A 5,103-nucleotide genomic window follows, 5' to 3' on the forward strand; every position below is an offset into this window, starting at 1 on the left:
GGCCGACTGAGAGGATGACCCCGTAGGGACGCGACGACGGGGGCAGGGAACGGGGCGACGGGCATGGCCGAGCGAATTCGGGTGCTGATCGTGGACGACCATCCGGTGGTCCGGCGCGGTCTGCGGACGATGCTCGAAGGGGAGAACTGGGTCGACGGCATCGTCGAGGCGGCCACCTGCGCTGAGGCGGTCAGCATTGTCGTCACCGAACGGGTGGCGGTCGTCGCGATGGACGTGGCGCTGCCCGACGGCGACGGGGTGGAGGCGACCCGGCGGATCCTGCTGTCCCGGCCGGAGACCCGGGTGCTCATGCTGACCATGGCCGACGACGAGGACGTGGTGAACCGGTCGCTGCGGGCCGGTGCCCGGGGTTACGTGTTGAAGGACACCGATCCGGACGTGATCGTCGACGCTCTGCGTACGGTGGCCGGCGGTGGTCTCGTCCTCGGCCCCCGGGTCGGCCCGCAGGTGCTGACCACGCTGCAACGCCAGCCGGTCGAGCTGCCGCCGCCGTTCGACCAGCTGACCCCCCGCGAGCGGGACATCCTGCGGCACCTGGCGGCCGGCGAGACCAACGCCCGCATCGCCCGGCGCTTCGGGCTCAGCGAGAAGACGGTACGCAATCAGCTCTCCGCGGTCTTCGCCAAGCTCGGGGTGACCGACCGGATGCAGGCCGCACTCCTCGCCCGCGACGTCGGCCTCACCGGCTGAGCGGCCCCGTCAGCGGCGCGACCCACCCGGCCCAGCGGGTAGGCCAGCGACCCGGTCCGGCCGCCCGACCGCCCGGTGCCCGCGGCTCTGCCGTTCGCTACGACTCCGCCTGTCCCTGGGCTCGCCCGGCGCGCTGTCCGACACGGAGGACGCTGAGGTAACGGCGTGCTGCCCGGTCGCTCATCCGGGTGCGGATGCGCTCGGCGATGGCGTCGAGCAAAGGCTCACGGACATCACGATCGAGCCTGCGGTACGGCGACTGCGAGCGAAGGAGATCGGCAAAGCCGTCCCCGTCGAACCACTGCACCGTCGGGTACCAACGCACGATCGTGGGGCCGAACAAGCCGCCGGGATCCTCGACCAAGCCCCAGCCCTCGTCGGTGCCTCGCACATCGTCCTCGGTTGGAGGATGACACCAATCCGGGTTTCCGGGAGAGAAACACTCGTGCAGATCGGCGGTCTCGGCATACACCTCCGGCTCGCCCGGCCGGCGGACGACGACGTGGCCGAGCAGCGCCATCCAGCCTCCCGCGCGGAGCACGTCGTACGCTCGCGGCCAGCCGATCGACGGATCGACCCAGTGCCACGCTGAGGCGGCCACCAGGGCATCGAAGCGTCGACCCCGATCGTCCCACTCCTCGAACGTCGACGTCTCGACCGTGACGTTGCCGAAGGGGCGAGCCGTTGGCGAGCGAGTGCGGCCATGCCCACGCCCGGCTCGACGGCGGTCACCGCACAGCCGAGCGCCGCCAGCGAGCGCGTCGCCTGACCGGCACCACAGCCCACCTCAAGCACCGGCGACCCTTCGCCCATCCCGGTGATGGTGACGAGGTCTGCGAACAGCTCGTCGGGGTATCCTGGCCGGACCCGGTCGTAGAGCTCCGGCACCTCGTTGAACAGCCGACCGAGGTCACGTCGATCCATGCCGCCCATCGCACCATCCTGCCAAACGGTTGTTGCGCCGGTGGGCCGTCCACGCGCGAGATCGCTGCGGCGATGACGCCCATCAGTCTCATCTCGCAGAACCGGGTACCCGTCGGCGTCCCCTGCCAGCTCGCCGACTTCCGAGCAGCCGCGGATCAGCCCCCGCTGACCGCTCGACGGATTGCCCTGGTGCGCACCACCCGGAGCGACAAGAGCGCAGGTGCCCTGTCAGCGGATGACCCAGTCCGCGTCCGCCAACTCCGGCGTATTACGACGTGTTACGGTGAAGTAGTGCCGGAACGCGAGTACGTGTGGACCGACGAGGGCTTGGACAACGCTCGCCGCAACGGCGTCGGCGTGGACGAGGCAACCCAGGCCCTGTACGCCCCGCCGGGCATACGCTACGAGCGCGCCCTCGGCGACTTGCTGCTCATCGTGATGGGCATGGCCGATAGCGGTCGAGTCATCGCCGCGCTGTGCGACCGCATCGGTGCCACCCAGACATACAAGATCATCGGGGCTCGTGCCCTACGTGGCGCAGACCTTGACGAGTGGAGGAGGCGAGTCCTGTGACCGAGCCGGACTTCGACCGGATGACCAAAGACGAGGTCATCGCCTGGTTCCAGAACACCGACAGCCTGATGCCGGTCATCAGATCCATGACCGCAGCGCCAACGACCGGCGCCGCACCTGAGGCACCCATGATGCTGGTCAGCATCCGGCTACCTGTCCCGCTCGTCGAACACCTCGACCGCCTCGCCGACCAGGCCGCGACCCGGCGATCCGACATCATCCGCGACGCCCTGACCAGATACATCACCGCTTGCACCGCACCCGTCAGCCGCGACGAGGCCGAACACGCCCTCGACGTACTCCGCCGCATCGTCACCAACCGCACCACCGAAGGCCACGCCGACGCGGCATAGCCTTCAGCGAGGCACGCACGAAACCCGGTTCATCGTCTGCCAAGGTCGCCGGCACCTGGGGAGACTCGCGGATCACCTGGACCGTCGGCCCTCCCACCCTCGGTCGGCGGGCGTGGACCATGTTCGCGTTCATCCTCGGGCTCTGGCCCAGGTGAGGAAGCGGTCGGTCAGGTCCACCCGTCGGTCGGGGTTGAGTTGGGCGAGCTGGTCGCTGGCCTCGGCCATCAGCGTGCCGAGGTAGATGATCAGGGCCGTCCGGTCCTCCCGGTACTCGGAGAGCAGGGACAGCCGGGCCGGTTGGCAGGGCCACTCCGCGCCGCAGTTGCGGCACCGCCACAGCGGGCGCATGGCGACGTGTGGGACCACGCGGCGGGCCGTCATCGCAGCCTCAACGCGATGGCTCGGGCCTCGTCGTCGCTCAGCGGCAAGAACCACACGAACCGCTTCACGATCTGCGGCGGTTCCGGGCCTTCGGGGCGTCCGCGCAGATCCTTGATGGCGCGGCTCAGCAGGAACGACATGGCGGGGATGAGCGTCGAGGTGGTGAGCTGGTCCGCCGGGATCGCCTGGAAGACCGGGCAGGGCCAGGGCTCACCGCACGCCTCGCAGTTCCAGGTCGGATGGGAGCCGATGTGGCCGGTGACCGTGCGGATGGCGTCGAGAACGGTCACCAGCGGCCCCCGTTCGCGCGCCACTCCTGGCCCGGCGTGAGTCCGCCGGCGCGGCCGGGCCCCTGCTGGGGGTAGGGCTGCGTCGGCAGGCGCATCCACTCCGGCAGGTTGGTTCCGCGCACCCGGCGCGGCAGCGTCGGTTGCTCCTTGGTCCGGCACCGGAAGAACGGGATACGCACGTCGACCTCCTCGAAGTTGGGAAGGGGCCGCCCCTGCACGGGGGAACACGGGCGGCCCCAGGGCAGGACCCACCCCAGCTACGCTCAGCGAGGAGCAGGTCCGCATGAGTGACAGTCTGGTGAGGATCGGTCTGACTTCGATAGGCGCTCATGCCGACTGAGCTGGTGATACGCCAACAGTGAGTGCCGCCGGACAGCACTGAGAGACACGCCGCGGAGATTGGGCAGGAGATGGGTATCCGATGGGCAGCGTGATGGATTACGTGGTGATGGAGCTTCGCCTGCTACGAGCCACCCTTGGCCTCAGTCAGGAGGAATTCGGCAAGGCCATCGGCTACTCGGCCTCGCACGTCAGCTCGGTGGAGACCGGCGGTCGTCCACCGACGATCGACTACGCCATGGCCGTTGACCGGGCGCATGACCCGGCTTGTGACCGGCAGAAGGGCGGCCGGTTCGCCCGGATGCTGCGGGAGCTGTCCAAGGTCGACCCCGAGTGGCTGCGCGAGTGGATCGGGCTGGAGCGCGAGGCGACCCTGCTGCGCTGGTACGAGCCCGCCTTCGTGCCCGGCCTTCTGCAGACCGAGGCGTACGCGCGGGCGATGTTCGCTACCGGCCTACTCCCGCCCGACGACGTCGAGCAGCGGGTGGCGTCCCGGCTGGAGCGGCAGACGATTGTCACCCGAGACGCGCCCACGCCGTTGGTGGCGGTCCTTGACGTGATGATTCTCCGCCGGCAGATCAACGGACACACCGGCGTCATGCGGGAGCAGGTCGATCACCTCGTCAAGATGGCAGAGCTGTCACACGTCCAGATACTCGTGGTTCCCGAGGACACCGGGGTCTACCCTGGCCTGCAAGGAGGTTTCATCCTGGCCACCCTGGGCGACGGCTCGGTGGTTGCACATCTCGACCACCAGGTGCGAGCACAAGTAGTGAACGGGGCCGATGATCTTGCTACTCTCCAGCGAACGTGGGAGTCGATCAGAGGCGAAGCTCTCCCACGTAGGCAGTCACTCGATCTGATCAAGGAAGCGGCGCAGACATGGACATGACCAGTGCCAGGTGGCACAAGTCGACTCGCTCCGGCACCAACGGCGGATCGTGCGTAGAGGTGGCCGACAACCTGCCCGGCGTGGTGCTTGTCCGCGACACCAAGGACCGCGAGGGCGGCACGCTCCAGTTCGACCCGCAGGTCTGGCAGAGCTTCGTCACCTTCGCCAAGACCCGCTGACGGGCAAACTGTCGACGTAGGAAAGAGCCCTCAGCCTCATGCTGGGGGCTCCTTCGTCCGCCGCCTCAGCTCCGCGAACTCCACTGCTGATTGGCACCACCATGGCAGGTCCATAGTTGGATCCTGGTGCCGTTGGACGTGCCCGCGCCGCTGGCGTCAACGCACAGTCCGGACTGGACTCCGGTGATGGTGTTGCCGCTGACGTTCCACTGCTGGTTCGGCTGGCCGGTGCAGTCCCAGATGATCACGGCGGTGCCGTTGGTGGTGCCCCGCCCGTTGGCGTCCAGGCACTTGTTGCCGTACACCCGCAACTCGCGGCTCGCGGTGTAGGTCCAGCGCTGGTTCGTTGCGCCACGGCAGTCCCACAACTGCATCTGGATGCCGTTGCTGGTGCTCGGCGCATCGATGCAGCGGCCCGACTGAGCCCCAACGATCATGGCATTCGACAGGCTGGGCGGCGG

10 protein-coding genes are annotated in these 5,103 nt (G+C 68.6%); 5 read left to right on the forward strand and 5 right to left on the reverse strand.

Annotation, left to right across the window (positions count from 1 at the left end):
- Positions 1 to 63 precede the first annotated feature (63 nt).
- Positions 64 to 711 carry a response regulator transcription factor gene (locus E1182_RS29005; RefSeq protein WP_132270913.1) on the forward strand — a complete coding sequence of 216 codons (648 nt, stop codon included), beginning with the start codon at positions 64 to 66 and terminating at the stop codon, positions 709 to 711.
- Between the two features lie 180 nt (positions 712 to 891).
- Here the strand turns inward: E1182_RS29005 and E1182_RS33120 are convergent, their stop codons facing one another.
- Positions 892 to 1,506: a class I SAM-dependent methyltransferase gene (locus E1182_RS33120; RefSeq protein ID WP_371687621.1), complete on the reverse strand. Its 615-nt coding sequence runs from the start codon at positions 1,504 to 1,506 to the stop codon at positions 892 to 894.
- Here E1182_RS33120 and E1182_RS32605 point away from each other — a divergent pair.
- A complete protein-coding gene (locus tag E1182_RS32605; RefSeq protein ID WP_243706480.1) occupies positions 1,396 to 2,208 on the forward strand; it encodes a hypothetical protein in 813 nt (270 codons plus the stop codon). The two genes, E1182_RS33120 and E1182_RS32605, sit on opposite strands and share 111 nt — an antisense overlap.
- Positions 2,205 to 2,561 (forward strand): ribbon-helix-helix domain-containing protein, encoded by a 357-nt coding sequence (locus E1182_RS29020; protein ID WP_132270915.1) that lies wholly within the window; start codon positions 2,205 to 2,207, stop codon positions 2,559 to 2,561. The genes E1182_RS32605 and E1182_RS29020 overlap by 4 nt, the downstream gene beginning before the upstream one ends.
- Positions 2,562 to 2,690: 129 nt before the next feature.
- Here the strand turns inward: E1182_RS29020 and E1182_RS29025 are convergent, their stop codons facing one another.
- From E1182_RS29025 to E1182_RS29035, 3 genes are read right to left on the reverse strand one after another with little or no spacing between them, the layout of a single operon-like run.
- Positions 2,691 to 2,942 (reverse strand): flavin reductase, encoded by a 252-nt coding sequence (locus tag E1182_RS29025; protein ID WP_132270916.1) that lies wholly within the window; start codon positions 2,940 to 2,942, stop codon positions 2,691 to 2,693.
- Entirely contained in the window at positions 2,939 to 3,232 is a 294-nt protein-coding gene (locus tag E1182_RS29030; RefSeq protein WP_243706481.1) for a hypothetical protein, read from the reverse strand. The genes E1182_RS29025 and E1182_RS29030 overlap by 4 nt, the downstream gene beginning before the upstream one ends.
- Positions 3,229 to 3,411: a hypothetical protein gene (locus E1182_RS29035; RefSeq protein WP_132270917.1), complete on the reverse strand. Its 183-nt coding sequence runs from the start codon at positions 3,409 to 3,411 to the stop codon at positions 3,229 to 3,231. Before E1182_RS29035 ends, E1182_RS29030 begins: the two co-directional genes overlap by 4 nt.
- 242 nt (positions 3,412 to 3,653) lie before the next feature.
- Between E1182_RS29035 and E1182_RS29040 the strand changes: the two genes are divergently transcribed.
- Complete coding sequence (locus tag E1182_RS29040; protein ID WP_132270918.1) at positions 3,654 to 4,463, forward strand: helix-turn-helix transcriptional regulator; 810 nt, start codon at positions 3,654 to 3,656, stop codon at positions 4,461 to 4,463.
- Positions 4,460 to 4,642: a DUF397 domain-containing protein gene (locus tag E1182_RS29045; protein ID WP_132270920.1), complete on the forward strand. Its 183-nt coding sequence runs from the start codon at positions 4,460 to 4,462 to the stop codon at positions 4,640 to 4,642. The genes E1182_RS29040 and E1182_RS29045 overlap by 4 nt, the downstream gene beginning before the upstream one ends.
- Before the next feature lie 65 nt (positions 4,643 to 4,707).
- Here the strand turns inward: E1182_RS29045 and E1182_RS29050 are convergent.
- Positions 4,708 to 5,103: RICIN domain-containing protein (locus E1182_RS29050; protein ID WP_165942754.1), on the reverse strand; the 396-nt coding region annotated here is incomplete at its 5' end.

It is taken from the genome of Micromonospora sp. KC721 (assembly GCF_004348355.1).
Lineage (GTDB): Bacteria > Actinomycetota > Actinomycetes > Mycobacteriales > Micromonosporaceae > Micromonospora.